Below are 23369 nucleotides of genomic sequence, written 5' to 3'. Positions count from 1 at the left end.
GGCTCCCGAAAATTCGGGGGTTGCCCGCGGCGATGTCAACCGGACCTTCGGAGTTCGCAATGAAGATGCCCAAGGTAGTTCTGTACGCCAACACCGATTGGTATCTATTTAACTTTCGCCTTTCGTTCGCTCGCAAACTGCGCGATGCGGGTTTCGAAGTCATTCTGTTATCACCGGACGGCGAATACGGCCCGAAGCTGCGCGATCTCGGTTTTCGCTGGCACGCGGTGCCGATGAACCGTCGCAGCCTGAATCCGCTTCGCGAACTGGCGCTCGTGCTGTGGCTCGCGCGCTTCTTCCGGCGCGAAAAGCCGCAGCTCGTGCACGGCTTCACGATCAAGAGCGCGGTGTACGGCTCGTTCGCGAGCAAGCTCGCCGGCGTCCCCGCGCGCGTGAACGCGGTCGCGGGCATGGGCTACGTCTTCACGAGCCGCGACCTCAAGGCGCGTATCCTGAAGCCGGTCGTACGCCAGGTGATGCGCACGGCGCTGAACGGCCGCGACAGCATTCTCGTCCTGCAGAATCCGGACGACATCAAGCTGTTCGAAGCCGCGCGCATCGTCGAGTCGAAGGGGATCCGCCTCATCAAGGGATCGGGCGTCGATCTGACGCGCTTCAAGGTGCGCGAAGAGTCGCCCGAGGACGCGGTCAAGCCGCTGCGCATCCTGCTCGCGGCGCGGCTCGTGTGGGACAAGGGCATCGAGGAATATGTGGAGGCGGCGCGCATGCTGCGGCGCGAGAATCGCACCGTGCGCTTCCTCCTCGCGGGCTCGCCCGATGACGGCAATCCGGCGTCGGTGAGCACGGCGATGGTGCAGGGCTGGGTGAAGGAAGGGCTCGTCGAATGGCTCGGTCATGTGAGCGACATGCCGAAGCTCTTCGCCGAAGTGGATGTGATGGTGCTGCCGAGCTATCGCGAAGGCTTGCCGAAAGCGTTGATCGAGGCCGCTGGCTGCGCGCTGCCGCTGATCACGACGGATGCGCCGGGCTGCCGCGAAGTGGTCAGCGAGTCGGGCGTGGATGGCTTGCAGGTCCCGGTGCGCAATGCCAGCGCGCTCGCTGACGCGATCCGCCAGCTCGACGACGACCGCGCGCTCGCGAGAAAGCTGGGCCTCGCCGCGCGGGAAAAGGCACTGAAGAATTTCGACGAACGCATCGTCATCGAGAAGACGCTGGCCGTGTATCGCGAGCTGGTGCCCTCGATCGCGATAGAAGGCGAGCGCCGCGAACACGCCGCGCCCGTCGGTAATCTTGGAGACTTTCATGTCTGATCGTTACGAATCGATCCGCCAGCAACTGACGCGCACCCCGCGCAAGTGGCTGATCACCGGCGTCGCCGGGTTCATCGGCTCGAACCTGCTCGAAGCGCTTCTGAAGCTCGATCAGGAAGTGGTCGGGCTCGACAACTTCGCGACGGGCCATCAGCGCAATCTCGACGAAGTGCGCTCGCTCGTGACGCCCGCGCAATGGGACCGTTTCAGCTTCATCGAAGGCGACATCCGCAATCTCGACGATTGCCGCGCCGCGGTGAAGGGCGCCGCCCACGTGCTGCACGAAGCGGCGCTCGGCTCGGTACCGCGCTCGGTGAACGACCCGATCACGACGCACGAAGTGAACATCAGCGGTTTTCTGAACATGCTCGTCGCCGCGCGCGACGCGAAGGTGGAGAGCTTCACCTACGCGGCGTCGAGCTCGACCTACGGCGATCATCCGGGCCTGCCGAAAGTCGAGGATCGCATCGGCCAGCCGCTTTCGCCCTACGCGGTGACGAAGTACGCGAACGAACTGTACGCATCGGTATTCGCGCGCACGTATGGCCTGAACGCCATCGGCTTGCGTTACTTCAACGTGTTCGGCAAGCGCCAGGACCCGGACGGCGCCTATGCGGCCGTGATTCCGAAGTGGACCGCCGCGCTCATCGACGACGAGCAGGTGACCATCAACGGCGACGGCGAAACGAGCCGCGATTTCTGCTTCATCGACAACGTCGTGCAGATGAACATCCTCGCGGCGCTGTCGGACGCCGAGGCGCGCAACCAGGTCTATAACGTCGCGGTCGGCGATCGCACGACGCTCAATCAGCTCTATGACGGTCTGAAGCGCGTGCTCGCCGAGAACGGCGTGCTGAACGACGGCAGCCCGGTGTACGCGCCGTTTCGCGCCGGCGACGTGCGCCATTCGCAGGCCAACGTCGACAAGGCCGCGCAGTTGCTCGGCTACGCGAACGCCATTGCGCTCGCCGACGGTCTCGCGATCGCGATGCCCTGGTACATCCGCTTCCTTTCCGGGCGGCGGCTCGAGCCGGCCGAAGCCGAAATGGCGACGAGGACCGCATGAAGATCGTCGTTTTCATCTACTCGATGCACGGCGGCGGCGCGGAGCGCGTCACCGCCAATCTCGCGAACGAGTGGGCGGCGCTCGGCTGGGAAGTGACCGTCGTCACGCTGACAGCCGGTGAAGGCGACGTCTATCCGTTCCATCCGGGCGTGAAGCGCATCGAGCTGGGGCTTGCGGGCGGCGTCGAAGGCGGCGGCGTGCTGCGCACGGCGCTGTCGAACCTGAAGCGCGTGCTCGCCTTCCGCAAGGTGCTGCGCGAGACGAAGCCGACGGTCGCGCTCGGCGTCATGGCGACCGCCAACGTGCTCGCCGTCCTCGCGGGCATCGGCTTGCCGTACAAGATCATCGCGAGCGAGCACACGCATCCGCCGAGAGCGCCGCTCACGCCGTTCTGGGAACGTCTGCGGCTTCTCACGTATCGCTTCGCGGACAAGGTCGTCGCGCTCACCGACGAAACCCGCGAATGGATCGAAACGCATTGCCGCTGCACCGACGTGAAAGTGATTCCGCCGCCGTTCACGCTGCCGATCGCGAAAACGAATCCGATGATCGAGCCGCGCAGCGTCGTCGGCGACGAGCGGCGTGTGTTGCTCGCAGTCGGCCGGCTGTCGCCGGAAAAGGGCTTCGACAGTCTCATCGACGCGTTCAGGAAAATTGCCGGCTCGCTGCCGCAATGGGACCTCGTGATCGTCGGCGAAGGCCTTGCGCGCGCGAGCCTCGAACGGCGCGTCGAGGAGGCGAAGCTGCACGGCCGCGTGTTTCTGCCGGGCCGCGCGGGCAACGTCGCGGACTGGTACGAACGCGCGGATCTCTACGTGCTGAGCTCGCACTTCGAAGGCTTCTCGATGACGCTCGTCGAAGCGATGGCGAGCGGCTGCGCGGCCGTGAGCTACGACTGCGATTCCGGGCCGCGCGTGATCGTCACGCACGGCACGAACGGCCTGCTCGTGAATCCCGTCGGTGATTCCAATGCGCTCGCGAAGTCGCTCGAAACGCTGATGCGGGATGACGCCGAGCGTCATCGCATGGCGCTGTGCGCGACCTCGGTCAACGACACCTTCGCGCTGCCGAAGACCATCGCGCTGTGGCAGGAGGTGTTCGAAGAGTCCGGCGTGAAGGTTCCGCTGCGCGCGGACCTGCGCGTGCCCGTTGTCGAACGATGAGGAGCCGACGATGAAAATCATGCTCGTCGTCAGTTCGATGGGAAGCGGCGGCGCCGAGCGCGTCGCGGCTTCGCTCGTCAATGCGTGGGCGCAGCGCGGCGACACCGTGACGCTCGTGATCACGTACAGCGGCCGCGGCGCGTGCTTCTATCCGCTCGCCGAAAACGTGCGCTGCATCTTTCTCGCGGATCGCGTGAAGGCCGGCGCGCGCATGCTGCAATATCCCGCGCGCTTTCGGGCGTTGCGCGGGCTGATCCGCGAGAGTGCGCCGGATGTCGTCGTGTCGTTTCTCTCGAACGTGAACATCACGACGATTCTCGCCACGCGCGGGCTGGGCGTTCCGGTGATCGCGTGCGAGCACATCGATCCTTCCGCCGATGGCCGCTCGCAGCTCATGAGTCAGATGTGCCGCTTCGTCTATCCGAGCGCCGATCTGCTCACGCTGCTCACGGACAACATGGAGGCATCGTTCAGAAAAATGGTGCCGCGCGTGAAGCGCATCGAAGTGGTGCCCAATCCGCTGCCGGACGAGTTGTTGCTGCTGCAGCCCGAAACCGTCGAAAAGAGCGCGCGCAAGCGGCTCGTCGCGGTTGGGCGTCTGAACACGCAGAAGCAGTTCGATTTGCTGATCGACGTGTTCGCGACGCTCGCGCCCGAGTTTCCCGACTGGGACCTGTGGATCTGGGGCGAAGGCCCGGAACGCGCGGTGCTCGAAGCGCAGGTCGCGCAGTTGCAGATGGGCGAACGCGTGCTGATGCCGGGCAAGACCACGAGTCCCTGGGAAGAAATGGCGCGCTCGGATACGTTCGTGCTGTCGTCGCGTTATGAAGGTCTGCCGATGGCGATGCTCGAAGGCATGGCGCTCGGACTTGCGACCGTCGCGTTCGACTGCAAGAGCGGTCCGCGCGAGCTCACACGCGACGGTCAGGACGGCGTGCTCGTGCCGCCCGGCGACAAGGCCGCGCTGATCGATGCGCTGCGGCGCGTGATGTCGGACGAAGCGCTGCGCGTCGAACTCGGACGCAAGGCGGCGGCTTCGGTGCGGCAACGCTACTCGTCGCCGGCGATCCTGCGCCAGTGGGACGCCATCTTCGCGCAACTCGGCGCGCGCTCGCGTGGCGACGAAAGCAAGAGCACGGCTTATCGACGCACGATCACGGGAGAGAAAGCGTAATGGTCGACCGGCGACGCGTGATCCATTCGCTGCTGATGGGCGCCGTGGCCGGCGGGTCGGGCGCGCTCGGCCTGAACGCGCGCGCGGCCGAGCGGCGCGACGTCGTCACCGACAAGTCGTTCGGCGTGAAGGGCGACGGCAAGACCAATGATCGCGTGGCGCTGCAAATGGCCATCGACCGGTCCGTCGATCAGACGCTGTTGATCACGGGCCGGTGCCGCATCGACGAGAAGGGGCTCGATCTGCGTCGCAACAGTCACGTGCGTTTCGCGCCGGGCGCGTCGATCAAGCTGTTGCCGCACGACACGTCGTTCTATTCGATCTTCCGCATCTGGGACGTGAACAACGTGCTCGTCGAGAACGCGGTGCTCGACGGCAGCAAGGAGCTGAACGCCGCCAAGCCGGAGCTGCGCGAGAACGGCCACGGCATGGGCTTTTCGATCGCAGGCAGCACCGAGGTGACGCTCATCTCGCCGAAGACGGTCGGATGCTGGGGCGACGGCATCTATATCGCGAACAGCTACAACGTCGGATACAAGTACAGCAGCGGCATTCGCGTGGTGAATCATCATGCGGACCGCTGCCGCAGACAGGGCGTGTCGATCATCAGCGGACGCAATATCGTGTTCGAAAATCCGCTGTGGGAGAACATCGGCGGCACGCAGCCGGAAGCGGGGCTGGACGCGGAGCCGAACAGCAACGCGGATATTCTCGAGAACATCCGCATCGTCAATCCGACGACGCGCAAGTGCCGGTACGGCATCATCGTCTGGCTGGAGGAGATCGTCGGGCCGATGCCCAAGCATATCGATATCGGCATCACGAATCATCGCGACGAAGGCGCGAGCGATGCGGCGTTCGCGGTGTCGGCGCTCAAGCTGAACGGGCGCAAGGTATCCGGGCAGATCGCCAGCCATTCGCCGACATGGGTCAGCCCGCGGCTTTCCACCGTCGAGAGCATCGATTACGACAAGGCGGGACCGAAGATCGTCGTCACCAACCTGAGGCTCGTGCCATGACAGCCCGCGCCCAAGGACAATAACTAAAGCGGAACAAGGCCAATACGATGCAATCAACGACAATGGACAACACCGCGCAGCAAGTTGCACCCGCGAAGCGGATACGCGGATTCGCGTACTTCATGACGCCCTCCGGATGGGCGTTCCTGGTGCTGGCGACCGCCGCGATTTCGATCGTCGCGTTCCGCGAGCGCAGCGTCGGGCTGATCTTCGACCAGGAAGCGTACATCCAGTATTTCCGCTCGACGGACTGGCACTGGCTCGTGCAGTTCTATCAGAACCGCGAGTCGGACATGGGCTTTCTCATCAGCCTGATCACCGAGGAGCTCGGCTGGCGCTCGTGGGTCATTCTGCTCAACGCGTTCGGCGTGACGCCCGAAGGCGGCATTCGCACGACGGTGGTGCTGCTCAATCTGATCGTGATGTATTCGCTGCTGCAGACGCGGCGGCCGCTGATCGGCCTGCTCTTGTGGCTCGTCATTCCGTACGCGCTCGCGACCGTCGGACTGTTCCAGATCCGCCAGGGCTTCGGGCTCGCGATCGCGATGCTGTTCGCCTGCCGCTTCAACCGCCCGACGCTCGGCATGGGTCTCGCGAGCTTCGTGCATACGACCTTCGCGGTGCCGACCGCGCTGCTCCTTGCCGCGGGGTTCGGCGGCGAGAAGAAGCGCTCGCTCATCGTGGTCAGCGTGACGGCTATCGTGCTGGCGTCGGCGGCGAAGTTCCTGTTCGCGACCTACGGCGGACGCCGCATCGACGAATACACCGGCTATCAGGAAAACTTCACGATCAAGCTGCTGGCGCTGCTGTTCTTCTACACGATGGCGTCGATCATGGTGCTGTACTCGTCGTGGCGTTCGCCTGAAACGAAGCGCGAGATCAACTACACGCGTCTGTCGATCATGCATTTCGGCCTGTTCGTTTATCTCGTCGTCGCGTTCTTCGTGTTTCCGTTCGCGAAGGGCCGCGTCTGGTATTGCGTGCCCTTGCTCCTGCCGTTCCTCGCGCCGGAGATCAAGTTCAAGAACGCGGCCGTTCTCGTCATCACCTTCGGCGTGTTCGTGGCTGTCGCCGCCGACGCAACGAAGAGTTATTTCGAAGGCGTCTATCACTACTTCCTGATGCCCTGACGACGATGTCCTACTTCCTGATTTCACTCGATTTCGAATTGATGTGGGGCGTGCGCGACCATCGCACGATCGCTACATACGGAAAGAACATCCTCGGCGTGCGCGAGGCGATTCCGGCCATGCTCGCGATGTTCACGAAGTATCGCGTGAAGGCGACATGGGCGACCGTCGGCATGCTGCTCTTCGATAACAAGAAGGACCTGCTCGCGAATCTGCCCGATGTCCGGCCGACTTATACCGACGCGAAACTGAGCCCTTACACGAACGGTTATCTCGATTCGATCGGCGCGGACGAAAAGAGCGATCCATACCATTACGGTCTGTCGCTCGCGCGGCAGATCGTCGATACCGAAGGTAGCGAGCTCGCGAGTCACACGTTCTGTCATTACTACTGTCTCGAAGCGGGGCAGGACAAGGCGCAATTCGCCGCCGACATGCACGCGTCCGTCGCGGCGATCCGGCGTCTCGCCGATCCGCCCGCGAGCATCGTGTTTCCGCGCAATCAGGTGAACAACGCGTATCTATCGGTCTGCGCGCAGGAGGGGCTGATCGCGTACCGGGGCACCGAGCGCAACTGGATGTATCGCGAAACATCGCGCGCCGACGAAGCCGCGCTGCGCCGCGCCGCGCGTCTCGCCGATGCCTATATCAATCTCTCAGGCGATCACGCCTTCGATCCGCACCCTTCGCGCGGGCTCGTCGATGTGCGCTCCAGCCGCTTCCTGCGTCCATATGCGCGCAACAAGCGGGCGCTCGAATGGCTGCGCATCCATCGGATCAAGCAGTCGATGACTTCGGCGGCGCGCACGGGACGCTCGTTTCACTTGTGGTGGCATCCGCATAACTTCGGCGCGAATCTCGCTGAAAACCTCGCGGTGCTCGAAGCGGTGCTCAAGCATCATGCGCATCTGAGAGACACCTACGGTGTGCAGCCCGCGACCATGGCAGAAGTCGCGCGGGCGACGCAATCGGAAGAGAGCAGGCTTGCGGAGATGGAGTTCGGGCTGTTCGTTTGACGAAGTACGAAAGACGGTAACAAGACACTAGAAAATCACCGCGGACCGCGGGTGCGCTGCATTGGCGATGGCCATTGCAGTGCGTCGGCGCGTGCGCGGGATAAGAACAAAGGGGGAAGTGCGATGAATTTCCGTAACGACATAAACGGCTTGCGCGCGTTCGCGGTTCTCGCGGTCGTCCTTTTTCACTTCGATGTGCCCGGCTTCAAGGGCGGCTTTCTCGGCGTCGACGTGTTCTTTGTGATTTCCGGCTACCTGATGACGAGCATCATCTTCAGGCGCATGGAGAAGGGCAGGTTCTCGGTGCTCGAGTTCTATGCCGATCGCGCGCGGCGCATTATTCCGGCGCTCGCGTTTCTCTGCTTCGCACTCGGCGTGCTCGGCTGGCTCGTGTTCCTGCCTTCCGAGTTTCGCGCTTACGGCAAGGCGGCGGGATCGAGCCTCGGGTTCTTTTCCAATATCGTTTATTGGCGTGAGGCGGGTTACTTCGATGTCCGCTCGCATCTGAAATGGCTGTTGCACACGTGGTCGCTTTCCGTCGAATGGCAGTTCTATCTGCTGTATCCGCTCGGCATTCTGCTCGTGCGCAAGCTGTTCGGGCAACGCGGGACGGTGATCGCGCTGATCGGCGCCGCGCTCGCGTCGCTTGCGGTGTGCGTCTATCTCTCCGATCCGACTAAATGGCCGACGGCCGCGTTCTTCCTGCTGCCGACGCGCGCATGGGAGATGCTCGCGGGCGGTCTCGTGTACCTGTTCCCGGTGACGCCGCGCAGGTTCGTTCGCCGGACGATCGAATTCGCCGGTCTCGCGATGATCGTGTACGGCGCGCTCACCTTCAACGAAAGCAACGCGTGGCCCGGCTATCTCGCGCTCGTGCCGGTTCTCGGCACGGCGCTCGTGCTTCTTGCGGCGCGCAAGCATTCGATTTTCACGTGCAATCCGCTTGCGCAGTTCATCGGCAAGATTTCGTATTCGGTCTATCTCTGGCACTGGCCGTTCGTGGTCGCGCTCACGTACTTCGACAAGGACGGCTCGCTGCCCTGGCGCGTGGGCGCCATCGCGGGCGGCTTCGTGATGGGATATATCTCGTATGCGCTCGTCGAATCGAAGACGAGAAAGCCGTCGCGAGGCGAGGCGCGCGCGTTCCCGAGGTTCATCACGCTGCGTCCGATTCTCGCGTTCACGCTGCTGCTCGCGGCCGGCGGCGGCAGCATCTATGCGAGCCAGGGCGTGCCGAATCGCTTCGACCGTTCCGTGTTCATCGCCGATAGCGAGACCTACGACACGAATCCGCACCGGACGAAGTGTCACATGATGATCGATCCATGCGATGTCGCGAACAAGCAGAAGGATAGCCGCGTGGTGGTCCTCGGCGACAGTCACGCGGAGGCCATCGCCGAAGCGGTCGTCGATGCGGTGCCCAACGGCAAGCCGGAGGATGTCCTGCTCATCACGATCGAAGGCTGTCCGACGATCTACGGCATCCGTCGCGGCAACGGCGACTGCTTCGATCAGGACCGCAAGTACATCGACATCCTGAGCCGCGACGAGACCGCGAAGACGCCCGTGATCATCGCCAATCACTGGTCGCAGTATTGGTCGGGCCCGACGATGGATGAGTTTGCGTTCGTCAATCCCGAGCAGCCCGCGCAGACGCCCGCGCCGTTTTCCACCGAGCTGTATCGCGAGCACTTGCTGTCGACGGTCTGCCGCATCTCGAAGATCCGGCCGGTCTATCTGGTGGAGCCGATTCCCGAGTTCGACTTCAATGTTCCGCTGATGCTCGCGCGCGAGAAGATGAAGGACCCGCACGCGCCCGATCTGTCGATCACGCTGTCCGATTACGCCCAGCGCAACGGCGGCTTGCTGCAGGCGATGCGTCAGGCGCACGACCAATGCGGCATCCATCTGCTCGACCCGCGCCCGTTCCTGTGCCCGGACGGCAAATGCATGGGCTCGCACGACGGCCGGCCGCTCTATTCCGACTATCACCACATGAGCGAATACGGCAATCGCTTCCTCGTGCCGATGTTCCGGCGGGTCTTCGAGCAGGGCTGAGAGACAGCAGGATGATGCAAGCGCGCGGCCTCCCTCGGGAGGCCGTTTTTCATTGGGGCGTAGCGGTATCGGGTGTCGGACCGTTACCGGTGAAAGGCGGCGCGAAGCGCGTCCAGAAGATGTAGCACGCGAGCACGGAGATTGCGCCGATGCCGGTTGCGAGCAGCACGCCCTGAGCGCCGTAGAGACGCACGAGAATGACGTTGCCGATGATCTTGGTCGCGAAGCCGATCAGCGAAATGACGGAGATGGCCCGATAGCGCGTTTCGCTCGCGAACAACTGCACGAGCACGCACATGCCGAAGTAGAACGGCACCTGCAGCAGCCCGTAGCGAAAGAGCGTGGTGACCGCGATCGTGTCTTCGGGCGTGAAGGCGCCCTTCTGGAACAGCAGCTTGACCACATACGGCGCGAGCGCGTAAGCGAAGAGTCCGCCGACGAGACCGAGCATCGTCATGATGCCCGACCACTTCAACGCGGTGCTGCGCGCGCGCGCATGATCGCCGCGATGAAGAATCTCCGCGAGGATCGGCAAGGTCGCCCGCGTGATCGCGAGCGCGCCCATGCTGAGCACGAGCGAGAGCAGCCGGTTCGCGTAGCCGAGCGTCGCGATGGCGCCGTCGCCTTGCTGCGCCATGAAATATTGATCGATGGGAAGCCAGAGACTCGCCACGACCGAGCCGATCGTGAGCATGCCCATCGAGCGGATCGTCGACGGCCATTGCTTCGCGCGTGCCGAGACGCGTGGCAGCACGGGCATCGCGTCGGCGCGTTTGGCGAGCACGCGCAGCCACGCGGCCTGCACCACGAAGCCGAGCGACGTGCCCAGCACGAGCGGCGTGATCGACGTGTTGTTGCGCGCGGCGAGCACGAAGACGAGGAGGCCGATGGCCGGCACGCATTCCAGCAACGTATTGATGTGCTTGCCCGAAGCCTGCAGGCGCGAGGAAGAAATGCAGATCGTGAAGGTCAAGAGGCCGACCGGCGTCATGCTGATGATCATCGCCCGGCACATGTCGCGCGTCGATTCCGCGAGACTGCCCGCGATGACATCCGCGAGATAAGGCCAGAACAGCCAGAGCAGGAGAGAGGACGAGAGGCCGATGACGAGCCCGATGCCTTCGAGCTCGCCGAGAAAGCCGTCTCGTTGTGACTTGTCTTCCTTCAGCGAGACGAGCGCGGGAACGAGCAGCACCGCGAGCACGTTCGTGAGCATCGAAGGCAGCCAGGTTACGAGCGTGAGCGCGAACTGATAGGCGTCGACGGTGCCGCTGATCCCGTAGCGATACGCGATCGCCATTTCCTTCGATGCGCCGATGCATTTCCCGGCGATCACGAATATCAGCAGGACGACCGCGCTTCTCGCGATTCGCTTGTGATCCTGATGCACGCCGCCGAGACGTCGTCTTACCGATTGCACAGCTGCGCTCAGCACGTGTACTCCTCCTGCGTTGGAGCCTTTCGTCGCGTGGCCGGACGTCGGGTCGAAATCGCCATGCGATCGGATGCGCGAAGGCCAGCGGCATTCGCGTGAGAGTGACGAGCATGCACGAAAACGGGCGCCTCGACTGTTCGCCAAGGCACCCGGCAACGCCGATGGCGGCGCGTGCTGTCTTCAGGGAAAACGCGTGGAAGAGGTATTTCTTACGATGAGTGTTCCGCCCAGGGTCGCATGATGTAGCGCGCCGCGCGGTGAAGCGATGCATCGTCCGTCAGAATCCGCGCCGGGCAACCGGCCACGGTCACGTTCGGCGGAATGTCGCGGGTCACGACGCTGCCCGCGCCGATCGTGACGTTATCGCCGATGGTCACGTCCTCGACGATGCACACGTTCGGCCCGATATACACGTTATTGCCGATCGTCGCCGCCTTGCCGTGGTTCGATCCGATCGTCACGCCCTGCGAGATGTTGCAGTTCGCGCCGATGACCGCGGTCGGATTTACCACGAGCGAGCCGACGTGGCTGATGTAGAAGCCCGGCCCGATCTTCGTGCGCGGGCTGATCACGAAGCCGAACCTGCGCTGCTTCAGGCGGATGACATGGTTGAGCACGAGCCGCACCGGCCGGGACGAGGCGGCGCTCGCCAGCCGCAGCCAGAACATGTAGTTGAACCCTTCGTTCAACACTAGTTGCTCGAGGAGGAGCATGAAGCTGTACTCGCCGCTGTAGCGGTAGAGATCGCTTTTGATCAGATCGAAGGTCTTCATTGCAGCGTGTCTTTTTGGTTGCGTGGACGCTTGGGGCGGTTTCGACCCGACCTTAAGACTAGGGATTGCGGCCATCGAGTTCAGTGCGCAATGAAACACTGGACTGTTTCGCAACGGAAAGGATTTCCGATTTCATCTATTTTGTCTGCTGAATAGCGCGATGTTATTTAATCAGATTATTAGAGATCCGCCGCAAGCCCAGCCGACATGGGAAAACGAGAAGAAGCAGGGTAACTTGGTATAAACCCGATAGGGGTATTCACCGTAGGGTCTTTCGTTTTTTAATCGAAAAAAAGTTTGCAACCCGCGCTTACAAAAATCTGATTCCTCAGTTGAAAAGTAGAAAAAGCCACTTTCATTTTGTAATTTTTGCGTATGCGGGGTGGTGAAGACGGTAAATCGAAGCCGCTAAATGAGAATTGTCCGCGGCATGAGCGGTAAATGAAGCGAAATAATCAGCCTATTGATGATCGTTTCGGCATACGAAAGGCGCTCCGTCAGGCCTTGTATGGCCTCCCGCGAGGACCTGACACGGGGTCTTTGCGTGAACGTTCGTGTACTTAAAATCGAATGTTCATATGAATATTAATCGTCTTATCGAATGTGGATTAAAGTGGTGTTATTCATATACGGTATTAACATTAAAACCGGCGTAGTTTATTTCACTCCTGGAAGAATGAAAGAGAAAATACGCCGCGATAAAGCGCCGAAAAAATAAAAGGAATAGTTACAAGCGTACATTCTGTTACAAGTAACGGGTAGGAATACTCTGTAGCAATCTGTAGTATTAATAAAAGACGGTAATTACTGCCGTCAGACTTCAGTGCTTCGACGGGCCGTACCCGGATCGTTCGAGCATGGGCTGGTCAGGTTTTCCGGAATATCTGGTTCCTCAATCCCGAAGTCGAAACTGTTTTTCGCCGAGATGCCTTTCGGAGTCGCCGTGTGCGGCTGTCGAGCGCTGGGCGGCGCAATCGTTTGCGCCTGCTCTATTCGCGTCGGTCATCTCATTGCCCATAAAGAAACGTTGCGTGCGACCGATGTTGCAGGAACCGGTTCGCCCGTAGATAACGTACGACCTATTGGAAAGACAATGCTTCCGAACCTCACTCAGGCAGACAACCAGGCAGACAACACCCGTATCGCAACCCGTCGCAAGCTGTTGACCTCGCTCATCGCGGGCAGCGGCGCGTTCGTGCTCGCCGCATGCGGCGGTGGCAGCGACGGCGGCGCGGCTGATTCTGTTGCCGATCGCTGGAGAAGAAGGAACAACAACGGTGGCGCCTCGACGGCGACGCCCGCGAGCTCGGCCTCTTCCGCGGCGCCCGCCAGCGCGGCGGCTCCCGCCAGCCCTGCCGCTCCGGCAAGCTCGACGTCCGCCGCGGCCGATAACACCGCCGGCACCATCGCCGCTTCGTCGTTCGGCGTGAAGGCCGATGGCAAGACCAACGACCGCGCCGCGCTGCAAGCCGCCATCGACGGTTCGGTCGGCCAGATCCTGCTGATCTCCGGCCAGGTCCGCATCGACACGACGGGTCTCACGCTGCGCACGAACAGCCACATCCGTTTCGCGTCGGGCGCTTCCATCAAGCTGCTTGCGCACAACGCCGACATCTATCAGATGATGCGTATCGTCGACGTGAGCAACGTCATCGTCGAAAACGCGTACCTCGACGGCAGCAAGGAACTGAACTCGGCGTCGGGCGGCGAGCATGGCATGGGCTTCACGATCATGGGCGCGACGAACGTGCATCTGGTCGCGCCGACCACGATCAACACGTGGGGCGACGGCATCTACATCAACGATAGCCAGACCAAGAAGAACACGCCGACGTACAACCTGACGGTCGACAACCACAAGGCCGACGGCTGCCGTCGCCAGGGCGTGTCGATCATCTCGGGCGACACGATCACGTTCAACAGCCCGGTGTGGCAGAACATCAACGGCACGGCGCCGGCGTGCGGTCTCGATTTCGAACCGAACGACAACTCGGCCGTGTTCAAGAGCATCACGATCAACAGCCCGACGACGGCGAACTGCAAGGGCGGCGGCATCAACGTGTGGTTAGGCTCGCTGCCGGGTCCGATCAGCAAGACGGTCACGATCGCGATCAACAACCACGTCGACACGACGAGCCCGGGCGGTTCGTTCGCGGTTCAGGGTCTGTCGCTCGATGGCTACATCGTGAACGGCCAGATCAGCAGCACGAATCCGAAGTGGAAGTACCCGCTGATCGTCGAGCAGTGGGACAACGCGGGTCCGCGCATCAACGTGCAGAACCCGACGATCGTCAAGTCGTAATCGACGGCGAAAGAACAACGCCATGCGAAAGGAGCATCTTTCGCATGGCGTTTTTGCGTTTTCGCGCCGCCTACTTGAACCAGCCCAGATTCACGGAATTGGCGATGGCCTGCATCCCGGCCTGATTCGGATGCAGGTTGTCGCCGCTGTCGTACGCGCCGAGCATGACGGGCGGATTGGAAGGATCGCCGATCGCGGCGGCCTGATCGAGCACGGCGTCGCAGCCGCTGTCGGCGCTGGCGACGAACGCGTTGACCGCTGCGCGCGTCGCTTCGATGTCCGGCGTCCACGACGACACGCCCTCGAACGGCGTGAGCGTCGAGCAGATCACGCCGACGCCCGCCGCGTGCGCGCTCTGCGCGAGCTCGCTGAACGCGCTGTTCAGACGGGCCGCTGTCGGCGGCGCGCCACCGATCAGATTGTTGACCGCGTCGTCGGAAATGATCACCCACTTCACGTTGTACTGGTCGAGCACGTCGCGCTGGAAGCGCGTAAGACCGGCCTCGCCCGAACCGTTCGTGAAGAAGTCGTTGCCGGAAATGCCCTGATTGAGCACGCCGACCGTCATGCCGGCTTGCTGCAGGCGCGCGGCGAGCAGGTTCGACCAGCGGCCGTTGGTGTTCGGCTGCGACGCGACGCCTTCTGTGATCGATGCGCCGAACGCGACGACGGCGCCCGTCGCACTGGCGTTTTGCACGACGACGTCGGTGAGGTAGTAATAAGACTGCTCGCCGAGTGCGTTGACGACGCCGCCCGTGAAGTTCGGGTCGGCGCTGACGTCGCCGGGTGCGATGTACACGTCCTGAAGCGCGTCCACGTGACCGGTCGTTCCGCTCGGCGTCTGCTGCGGCAGATAGGCGCTGACGACGATATCCGTGAGCGCCGGCACCTGAAACGCGACCGGATCGCTCATCATCACGCGGCCCGGCGGGATCGTGACGAAGGGCTGCCCGTCGAAGGTGACGGCCTTGTCGGTGCCGGGCACGGTGCGCTGGCCGCTCGCCCGTAGCGCGACACGCACATCGCCGATCACGAGCGGATCGCTGCCATACAGATTCGAGAACTGCACGCCGACGGCGGTCCCGCCGATGCTCGTGTGCACGATCTGCCGGATCGTCTGATTATTGAAGCCGCCGTCGCGCGTGGCCATCGGCGCGGTGCTCCACGTGCCGGTCCACGGCAGGGTCGCGCTGATGCTCTGGGCAAAACTGGACGACGAAAGCGGCAGGGCGAGCGCGGTGGCCACGAGGGCTCGCTTGACGCGGGGAAATTGCTTGTTCAACTCGTTCTCCGAAACCAGCCGGACATAGAAAGGACGTATCGCGTGACATGGGGACGTCCGTGGAGCGGGAAACCCTGGAAGGCCAGGTTTCCGTTCCTGTTTGGCTGGCGCGTGTGGCCACAGCGCGCCATTGTGGCGGCGAAATCTTCGGTGGACTTGTTTCGCCTTGATGCATCGAAGCACCATTTCCGCGCATGCTCTGTGCGCGACCGCGCATAAGGGCGGAAGGGCGATTTTGAAACGATTGCGCCGCAACTAACCGGCTTCGGTCGACGCCCGCCGGGCGTTATTGCTGCGCGCCGGACGCGGTCTCGGGCGCCGATGCCGCCGCCGTGTCGCTCGCGCTTTCGTTCAGCGATGGCAGGATCGGCGGCATCGTCGTGAACACCGGCGGTTGCGGCGTCTCTTCGGTCACTTCGGCCACCGGCTCCGAAGGCGCGCGCTTCGTGCGCGCCGGAGGCTGCGCCGCCGTCTGCGCGGTCTTCGGCTTGCCCGGCTTCGGCGCTTTCGAGAACGTTTCGTCGAACCAGGTCCGCACGCGGGTGGTCATCGTCTGCCATAGGCCCGGCGTTTCCTGCGTGTCGAAGCGCGCGCGTGCGTCGATCAGATGCGAACGCAACGAGCGCTGCACGAAATCGCCGACGATCGGCAGTGCGCTGTGCGCGCCTTGTCCCCAGTAGTCGCTGCGCAGCGTGATGCGGCTGTCGTTGAAGCCGACCCACGCGCCCGCGACGAGTTGCGGATGCATCAGGATGAACCAGCCGTCCGCGTTGTCCTGCGTCGTGCCGGTCTTGCCCGCGACGTCCGCGCGAATGCCGAAGCGCGTGCGGATCGCCGTGCCGGTGCCGCGGTTGATCACGTCGCGCATCACATCGACGAGCTTGCGCGTCGCATCAACGGACAGCGCGCGTTCGGGCGCGCTCTCGAACTGCGCGAGCACGTCGCCGTCCTTGTTCTCGATGCGCGAGACGAGCAGCGGCTCTATATAACTACCGTCATTGGCGATGGTGCCGTATGCCGACACCATCTCCTTCAACGTGACCGGGCTCGTGCCGAGCGCGAGCGACGGCACCACATCGAGATGACTGTCGCGCACGCCCATGTCGCGTGCGAGCCGCGCGACGCGTCCGGGCCCGACCTGTTCCATCAGTTGCGCGGTGATGCGGTTCTTCGAATAGGCGATGCCGTCGCGCAGACTCACGGGGCGGCCGGAGGGCGGCGAATCGTCGGTCGGACGCCAGGTTTCGGCGCCGCGCACCGGAATCTCCACGGCCTGATCGATGAACGTGTCGGTCGGCTTCGCGCCCCGCTCGAACGCCGCGCCGTAGACGAAGGGCTTGAACGTCGAGCCAGGCTGGCGGCGCGCCTGCGCGACGTGATCGAACGGGTCCTGCGTGAAATCGCGGCTGCCGACCCACGCCTTGATCTGGCCGTTGCGCGGATCGAGCGCGAGGAACGCGGCCTGCACGCGCGTCTTGTTTTCGCACAGCGCCTGCATGAACGCGCCGTCCGAGCCGAATTTTTTGAGGGCATCGGCATCGTTCGCGCCGCTCGTGCGCAGCGCGCGATACTGATCCGTCTCGCGGATGAACGCGTGCGCGAGATCCGCGTTCGTGTTCGCGCAACCGCCTTGTCCTCGCCCTGCGCCCCACGCCGCATTCGCGATCGATTGCAACTGATTGCCCTGTAGCGCGAGCGCGTTCGTCGCCATCGTCTGCAGACGCGAATCGATGGTCGTGCGCACGACGAGGCCATCCGAATAGATGTTGTAGTCGTTGTCGTCGGCCCAGCCGATCAGCCACTTGCGCAACTGCTGCGCGAAGTGCGGCGCGCGGCCGGGTTCTTCCGTCTGCCGCTCGAAGTCGATGCGCAGCGGACGCTTCTTGAGCGCGTCGAGCTTCGCCGCTTGCAAGTGGCCGAACTTCACCATCTGCCCGAGCACGATGTTGCGCCGGTCGAGCGCGCGCTCGGGATTGATCACCGGGTTGTAATAGCTGTTGCCCTTCAACATGCCGATGAGCGTCGCGCTCTCGAGCACGTCGAGCTGGCCCGCGGATTTGTCGAAGTAAGTGCGCGCGGCCATTTCGATGCCGTACGCGTTGTAGAGGAACGGCACCGTGTTCAGATAGGTTTCGAGAATCTCGTCCTTCGAATAGAGCGCTTCGATCTTGAACGCGGTGATCGCTTCCTTCAGCTTGCGCGTGAGCGTCTGCGAGCGGCCGATTTCCTCGGGATACAGATTGCGCGCGAGCTGCTGCGTGAGCGTCGAGCCGCCCTGGCGGTCGCCCGAGAACGTATGCAGCGCCGCGCCCGCGGTGCGCCTGAAATCGATCCCGTGATGCTGATAGAAACGCCGGTCTTCCGTCGCGATGAGCGCGTCGATCACTTGCGGCGAGATTTCCTTGAGGCTCACCCATTCGCGATGCGTCGGCTTGAACTCCGCGAGCAGCTTGCCATCGGCGGAATAGATCTGCGCGGGCTGGTCGACCTTTGCCTTACGGATATCGCGGATACCGGGCGTGAACGGAATCAGCACCAGCACGTAGAGCAGGAAGAGGGCAGGCAGCAGAAGCAGCGTGCGCGGCCGCAGATGCGGACGCAGCCGCGACGCGAGGCGAGCCAGAATCGCCTTGGCCAGGGCTTTGAAATCAGACGCGGTCACAAAGAAACGGGATGCCCGGACATGGAAAACCCTGAATCGTAGCGTAATTTTTCAGCAGGTCTTTCGCAAATTTGTCATCGGGGTGACGGCGTGCGGGCGCCTCGCGATGCGTCACGGCTACGCTGGCGTGATCGCTCGCGGGAAAACCCTGATTCTCTCAGCGCAAACATTTCCCTATTGTCCTGTTCTACAGAAAACATGTAGCCTTTTTGTTCGAGAAGGATCGGGCCGGTCTGCGGTCCTCTCGGGAAAAACACAAATTACTAAGGGTGTTATGAAAGTTTCGACCTCTTCGCGGCGGGAGATCACGTCTCTCCAACGAAGCTTCTGGATGCTCGATGCCGAGCCGCAGTTGGACGTGGCCGCGCCGCTGTCCACATCCGAGGACGCCGATGTCGTCGTTGTGGGCGGTGGGTTCGTCGGGCTCTGGACGGCGCTGACCATTCGCGAGCTGAGTCCGGCGGCAAAGGTCGTCGTGCTCGAGCGTGACGTTTGCGGCGGCGGCGCGTCCGGGCGTAACGGCGGTTTCGTGATGTCGTGGTGGCCGAAAATCGCGTCGCTGCTGGCGTTCATGGATGTCGAGCAGGCGCTGTTTTTGGCCCGTGCGTCAGAGCGTGCGATCGAGGAACTCGGAGATTTTTGCGAGCAGCACGCTATCGATGCGCATTTCCGGCGCGCCGGCTGGCTGTGGACGTCGACCTCGCAAGCGCAGGGCGACTCGTGGACCGCGACGGTCGAGGCCTGCGCAAAACTGGGCGTGCGTCCCTTCGAACAGGTCGCTTCAGAGGAAGTCGCTCGCAGAACGGGCTCCGGTATTCATCGGGCCGGCGTATTCGAGCGCAGCAATGGCACCGTACAGCCAGCGGCGCTGGTTCGAGGCATGCGCAGGCTCGCATTGAAACGCGGCATCCGCATTTATGAGAACACGCCCGTTCTGGAAATCAGCCGCGATTGTCCGTCCGTCGTGCGCACCGACAAAGCTCAGGTGCGCGCGAACGCCGTTGTACTGGCAACGAATGCATGGGCGACGGCCATTCCCGAGATCGCACGCTTGATCGTGCCGGTTAACAGTTCCATCGTCGTGACCGAGCCGATCCCGGAACAACTGCGTTCGATCGGCTGGACGGGAGGCGAGGCGATCACCGATTCGCAACTGATGGTGAACTACTACCGGACGACTCGTGACGGGCGCATTGCCTTCGGCAAGGGAACCGGGGCGCTCTCCAGAGGCGGGATTATCGACGAAACGTTCAGCCACCACGCCGAGAGTTGTTCGATGACGGAGCAGGACTTCCGGCGTACCTACCCGATGCTTGCCGGGGTGCGCGTCACGCACAGGTGGTCCGGACCGATCGATCGAACCTACGACAGCTTGCCGGTGTTCGGCACGCTCTCCGGCACGCAGCATATTCACTATGGCGTCGGCTGGAGCGGTAATGGCGTCGGACCCAGCCGGATTGGCGGAAGGATTCTCGCCAGTCTTGCGCTTGAGCGAAAAGACGAATGGAGCGGCTGCGCGCTCGTCGGGCGCCGGGCGCGGACGTTCCCGCCGGAGCCGATCAAATACATCGGCGGGTCGCTGGTACGCGGCGCGGTGCGCAGAAAGGAATGCCGGGAAGCGGCGGGCGCGGTGCCAAGGACGTTCGACGTCGCGCTGGCAAAGCTTGCCCCGTCCGGATTGGAAGATAAATCATAAGGATGTCGAAATATATGAAGCCCGTTGTTTACCGATATAAAGACAGCACGCGCTTTTCACCTTGGGTGGACGTTGCCGCGCCCATTGGCGACCCAGTGTCCCGAACGAGAACCGCGCACGATGGGCGTTCAGAGGAGGAGGGGGTTGCATTCGGCGTTTGGGAGTGCAGCCGTGGAGTGTGGCGTCGGCAAGTCACGAAGCGCGAGTTCAGCCATATTCTTGCCGGCCATTGCTTCTTCACGCCGGACGACCAGGCGCCAATCGAGTTGCGCGCGGGGGACAGTGTCTATTTTCCTGCGAACTGCAATGGAATCTGGGATATCCGCGACGACATCCGAAAATCCTATTTGATCATCGACTGATTTCAAAGGCGATCGGCAACGCATCGGTTTGAAACGCAGTTATTTAGAAGTACAAAAGGAGACACCATGTCTAACTCCCATGACGGAACGCTCAAGGGCGGCCTTCAGTCACGTCATATGACCATGATTTCCATCGCGGGAGTCATTGGCGCCGCTCTGTTCATAGGGTCGGGCAAACAAATCGCGCTCGCGGGACCATCGGTCATTCTCGCTTACGTGGCAGGCGGCATTCTCGTCTTTCTCGTCATGCGGATGTTGGGTGAGATGGCGATCGCCCAGCCCGATACCGGTTCGTTCTCGACCTACGCGGACCGCGCCATCGGCCGTTGGGCGGGGTTCACGATCGGCTGGCTGTACTGGTATTTCTGGGCGATGTTAATGGGCTGGGAAGCCTACGTCGCTGGCCAGATTCTGCATGCCTGGTTCGCTTCGATACCCGACTGGGCTTTCGCGCTGATGCTCACCCTCGCGTTTATCGGCACGAATCTCATGAACGTGAAGAACTATGGCGAGTTCGAATTCTGGTTCGGCATGATCAAGGTGACGGCGATCATTTTGTTTCTGGTGATCGGCAGTCTCGCCGTCGTGCATCTCTGGCCTTTCGGACATGCGCGCGGCTTCTCCCATCTGAGCGATTCGGGTTTCATGCCGAACGGACCCAAATCGGTCATCACCGCATTGCTCGGCGTGATGTTCGCCATGATCGGGGCCGAGGTCGTGACGGTGGCGGCGAGCGAGTCCGTCAATCCCGGGAAAGAGATCTTCAAGGCGATTCGCTCGGTTGTGTGGCGCATCATCCTGTTCTATGTCGGATCGATCTTTCTGGTTGTCTGCCTCGTGCCATACAACGATCCTGCGCTGGTGGATCCTACGCGCGGAAGCTACACCGTCGCACTGGATGCGCTCGGTATTCCCCATGCCCGGTTGATCGTCAACTGCGTGGTGCTGACTTCGGTTTGCAGTTGCTTCAATTCGTCGCTCTATACGGCGTCGCGCATGCTCTTTTCGCTCGCCGGCCGTGGCGATGCACACCGGATCATGGCCAGGACCGCGAACGGGACCGGTACGCCTTATGTGGCCGTCGTGATATCGAGCGTTTTTGCCTTCACCGCGGTTTATATGATGGCAAGTTCCAAGATGGATCTTTACGACGTCCTGATGCAGACCACAGGCTGTGTCGCGTTGCTGGTCTATCTGACGATAGCCTGTTGCCAGTTGCGTATGCGTCGGCAACTGGAGGCGCAAGGTGTCGAACTGAAGTTGAAGATGTGGTTGTTTCCGTGGCTGACGTGGGCTGTTATCGCCTTCGTGATTGGCGCGCTGGTCACCATGACAGTGGAAGGAACCTACCGCGCAGAGGTGCTGTCCACGTCGTGTCTCGCGGCCGTCATCGTGATCATGGGACTGATCGCGCAGCGTTACGGAATTGGCAAGGGCAAAGCGCACACCACTAAAAACTCTTGGGTGTGTTGACCCAGATAAGCACCGTTGGCTCGTCACCCGTTGCCTTCCAGCTATGCGGATGCTGGCTCGGAAAAGCGATGCTATCGCCAGGCCCGAGGACGTGTTGCACATCGTCCACTGCGATATGAAATGCACCGGATAGAACGTGGATAAACTCTTCGCCTTCGTGGGAGTAGAAACCGCTGCTTTCCGCGCCAGGCTGAAGCACCCACTTCTGGCAGTCGAGCAAGCTGAGCGATTCGGCTAGTTGAAGGATGCGGATGTTCTTGCCGAAGCCCGCAATACTGCGCTCTTTCCCGCTTCGGACGACCTCGCGGTGAGGCTCGCTGCGTGACGGTTGAGACAGATCCGTTACCGTCGTCCCGTAGCACAGCGCCAGCGCCTGCATGCTCGCGACGGTGGCGCCTTGCGAAGTGCGTTCGAAGGTCGAGATAAAAGAAATGGCGAGCCCGGTCGATTCTGCCGCTTCGCGCAAAGACAACCCGGCTTTTCGTCTGGCCAGCCGGAAGCGGCTGCCCAGTCCGTTTTGTCCGCTTTCGTTGAGCCCTTCCGTTTCGGGCTCGCGCTCAAGGGACTCAGGCGCATTGTCGAGGTCTTTTTCCGCAAGCGCCTTGCGGATCGCGGACATGTTCAGTCCTTCGACTTTCCGCATGTGCTGTATAGCCCGAATCTTTTCGATATCGGCCTGATCGAAAACACGCTGCCCGACTGCCGAGCGTTTCGGCGATACCAGTCCGTGCTGTTCCCATAACCGAAGCGTGGATACGTTGGTTCCTGTCAGGCGGGCTACGTCGGTAATACGGTGTAGTGTCACTTATGAACCTCGGCTTTCGCAGCGTGCCCTCAGACAGAGATCATGATGTGGCTGCATTTTACAGAGTCCTTTTGCATCGAGCGGTCGCCCTATGTTCGGGTGATGTCCTGCGTGCGCGCGCCGGCCGAGTCGCCGATCGGAAACGCGGTCGTCGAAAGAACCTCGCGCAGCACGACGAACGTGCGGATCTGGCGCACGCCGGGAAGATAAAGCAGCTTCTCGGCATGGAGCCGGTTGAAGCTTTCGCTGTCGCGCGTGCGGATCAGCATGAAGAAATCGAACTCGCCCGTCACGACATGGCACTCCATGCAGCCGGGCACTTTCTGCGCGGCCTTTTCGAAATCCGCGAAGGAATCCGGCGTCGAGCGGTCGAGGATCACGCCGATCAGCACGAGCATGCCCGCGTCGAGCGCTTTCGGATCGAGCAGCGCGACGGTCGCGCGGATCAGTCCCGTTTCGCGCAGCCGCTCGACGCGCCGCAGACACGCGGGCGGGCTGAGATTGACCTTCTCCGCGAGCGCGACGTTCGAGATCGACGCGTCGCGCTGCAACTGACGCAAAATCGCGCGATCGACGCGATCGGTCTGCACGCCCGCCGGATGCGGGTTCGGCGCGGATGAGGTTTTTTTCATTGCTTGTCTTCGGTGTCGGACGAAATAAAAATTTGCATCGGCATCAGTAT

The 23369-nt window shown here is 62.3% G+C and carries 18 protein-coding genes; 12 read left to right on the top strand and 6 right to left on the bottom strand.

What is annotated here, in order from left to right:
- Nucleotides 1–59 precede the first annotated feature (59 nt).
- The 8 genes from ACEN42_RS25355 (at nt 60) to ACEN42_RS25320 (ending at nt 9897) form a co-directional block, all read left to right on the top strand.
- Nucleotides 60–1271, top strand: a complete 1212-nt coding sequence (locus ACEN42_RS25355) for a glycosyltransferase family 4 protein (RefSeq protein WP_250486440.1) — start codon at nt 60–62, stop codon at nt 1269–1271.
- On the top strand, nt 1264–2337 hold the full coding sequence (locus ACEN42_RS25350) for an SDR family oxidoreductase (protein WP_187606940.1): 1074 nt from the start codon (nt 1264–1266) through the stop codon (nt 2335–2337). Before ACEN42_RS25355 ends, ACEN42_RS25350 begins: the two co-directional genes overlap by 8 nt.
- Nucleotides 2334–3500 (top strand): glycosyltransferase family 4 protein, encoded by a 1167-nt coding sequence (locus ACEN42_RS25345; protein WP_371884727.1) that lies wholly within the window; start codon nt 2334–2336, stop codon nt 3498–3500. Before ACEN42_RS25350 ends, ACEN42_RS25345 begins: the two co-directional genes overlap by 4 nt.
- Nucleotides 3501–3510: 10 nt before the next feature.
- Nucleotides 3511–4674, top strand: coding sequence for a glycosyltransferase family 4 protein (locus ACEN42_RS25340; protein WP_371884726.1), 1164 nt, complete (start codon nt 3511–3513; stop codon nt 4672–4674).
- Nucleotides 4674–5693 (top strand): hypothetical protein, encoded by a 1020-nt coding sequence (locus ACEN42_RS25335; RefSeq protein ID WP_371884725.1) that lies wholly within the window; start codon nt 4674–4676, stop codon nt 5691–5693. Before ACEN42_RS25340 ends, ACEN42_RS25335 begins: the two co-directional genes overlap by 1 nt.
- Before the next feature lie 47 nt (nt 5694–5740).
- Nucleotides 5741–6823: a hypothetical protein gene (locus ACEN42_RS25330; RefSeq protein ID WP_238212433.1), complete on the top strand. Its 1083-nt coding sequence runs from the start codon at nt 5741–5743 to the stop codon at nt 6821–6823.
- Nucleotides 6824–6828: 5 nt separating this feature from the next.
- Complete coding sequence (locus ACEN42_RS25325; protein ID WP_371884724.1) at nt 6829–7839, top strand: polysaccharide deacetylase family protein; 1011 nt, start codon at nt 6829–6831, stop codon at nt 7837–7839.
- A gap of 123 nt (nt 7840–7962) precedes the next feature.
- Nucleotides 7963–9897 carry an acyltransferase family protein gene (locus tag ACEN42_RS25320; protein WP_371884723.1) on the top strand — a complete coding sequence of 645 codons (1935 nt, stop codon included), beginning with the start codon at nt 7963–7965 and terminating at the stop codon, nt 9895–9897.
- 49 nt (nt 9898–9946) lie between these two features.
- Here the strand turns inward: ACEN42_RS25320 and murJ are convergent, their stop codons facing one another.
- Together murJ and ACEN42_RS25310 are read right to left on the bottom strand one after the other, a co-directional pair.
- The gene (gene murJ / locus ACEN42_RS25315; protein ID WP_371884722.1) at nt 9947–11332 is read right to left on the bottom strand and encodes a murein biosynthesis integral membrane protein MurJ; all 1386 of its coding nucleotides are present in this window, start codon (nt 11330–11332) and stop codon (nt 9947–9949) included.
- A 209-nt stretch (nt 11333–11541) separates the two neighbouring features.
- Nucleotides 11542–12105: a serine O-acetyltransferase gene (locus tag ACEN42_RS25310; protein WP_187606933.1), complete on the bottom strand. Its 564-nt coding sequence runs from the start codon at nt 12103–12105 to the stop codon at nt 11542–11544.
- Between the two features lie 1093 nt (nt 12106–13198).
- Between ACEN42_RS25310 and ACEN42_RS25305 the strand changes: the two genes are divergently transcribed.
- Nucleotides 13199–14407, top strand: coding sequence for a hypothetical protein (locus ACEN42_RS25305; RefSeq protein WP_371884721.1), 1209 nt, complete (start codon nt 13199–13201; stop codon nt 14405–14407).
- 70 nt (nt 14408–14477) lie between these two features.
- On the opposite strand, the gene ACEN42_RS25300 is transcribed toward ACEN42_RS25305, so the two are convergent.
- Nucleotides 14478–15689: a GDSL-type esterase/lipase family protein gene (locus ACEN42_RS25300; protein WP_238212427.1), complete on the bottom strand. Its 1212-nt coding sequence runs from the start codon at nt 15687–15689 to the stop codon at nt 14478–14480.
- A 286-nt stretch (nt 15690–15975) separates the two neighbouring features.
- Complete coding sequence (locus ACEN42_RS25295; protein WP_371884720.1) at nt 15976–18351, bottom strand: penicillin-binding protein 1A; 2376 nt, start codon at nt 18349–18351, stop codon at nt 15976–15978.
- A 331-nt stretch (nt 18352–18682) separates the two neighbouring features.
- On the opposite strand from ACEN42_RS25295, the gene ACEN42_RS25290 reads away from it, so the two are divergent.
- The 3 genes from ACEN42_RS25290 (at nt 18683) to ACEN42_RS25280 (ending at nt 21882) form a co-directional block, all read left to right on the top strand.
- Nucleotides 18683–20047 (top strand): NAD(P)/FAD-dependent oxidoreductase, encoded by a 1365-nt coding sequence (locus ACEN42_RS25290; RefSeq protein ID WP_371884719.1) that lies wholly within the window; start codon nt 18683–18685, stop codon nt 20045–20047.
- A 14-nt stretch (nt 20048–20061) separates the two neighbouring features.
- Complete coding sequence (locus ACEN42_RS25285; protein ID WP_371884718.1) at nt 20062–20409, top strand: cupin domain-containing protein; 348 nt, start codon at nt 20062–20064, stop codon at nt 20407–20409.
- Between the two features lie 66 nt (nt 20410–20475).
- Nucleotides 20476–21882, top strand: coding sequence for an amino acid permease (locus tag ACEN42_RS25280; protein ID WP_374191207.1), 1407 nt, complete (start codon nt 20476–20478; stop codon nt 21880–21882).
- On the opposite strand, the gene ACEN42_RS25275 is transcribed toward ACEN42_RS25280, so the two are convergent.
- Both ACEN42_RS25275 and ACEN42_RS25270 read right to left on the bottom strand, forming a co-directional pair.
- Nucleotides 21860–22687: a cupin domain-containing protein gene (locus tag ACEN42_RS25275; RefSeq protein WP_371884717.1), complete on the bottom strand. Its 828-nt coding sequence runs from the start codon at nt 22685–22687 to the stop codon at nt 21860–21862. The two genes, ACEN42_RS25280 and ACEN42_RS25275, sit on opposite strands and share 23 nt — an antisense overlap.
- Before the next feature lie 89 nt (nt 22688–22776).
- Entirely contained in the window at nt 22777–23319 is a 543-nt protein-coding gene (locus tag ACEN42_RS25270) for an Lrp/AsnC family transcriptional regulator (protein WP_371884716.1), read from the bottom strand.
- Nucleotides 23320–23369: the final 50 nt, after the last annotated feature.

It is taken from the genome of Caballeronia sp. S22, from assembly GCF_964261745.1.
In the GTDB taxonomy this organism is placed as follows: Bacteria; Pseudomonadota; Gammaproteobacteria; order Burkholderiales; family Burkholderiaceae; genus Caballeronia; species Caballeronia jiangsuensis.
This window is presented reverse-complemented; position numbering and strand designations above follow the sequence as displayed.